Raw genomic sequence first — 316 nt, 5'->3', positions numbered from 1 at the left:
AACCCCACCCCCTGATGAAAAAAAGTCAGCCGTAGCTGCTGCTATTGCCCGCGCTAAAGCGAAAAAAGCGGCGCAAGCTGAGCAAAGCGCTGAGCCACAAAGCGATGAAGCCGCCGCGGCCGCAGATGATAAAAAAGCAGCGGTAGCTGCTGCTATCGCGCGTGCTAAAGCTAAAAAAGCCGCTAAAGCGGCTGCGCAAGCCCAGCAATCAGATGAACCAAGTGCTGCTGAGCAAACAGGTGAAGTTGAGCCTGAAAACTCACAAACACACTCTCCTGCTGATGACAAAAAAGCGGCCGTAGCTGCTGCTATTGCC

1 pseudogene is annotated in these 316 nt (G+C 53.8%); it reads left to right on the top strand.

What is annotated here, in order from left to right:
• Nucleotides 1-316 (top strand): annotated as a pseudogene (locus CWB60_RS20395) (electron transport complex subunit RsxC); the annotation flags it as partial.

This window comes from Pseudoalteromonas sp. S327 (genome assembly GCF_005886415.1).
Taxonomy (GTDB): Bacteria; Pseudomonadota; Gammaproteobacteria; order Enterobacterales; family Alteromonadaceae; genus Pseudoalteromonas; species Pseudoalteromonas atlantica.
This window is presented reverse-complemented; position numbering and strand designations above follow the sequence as displayed.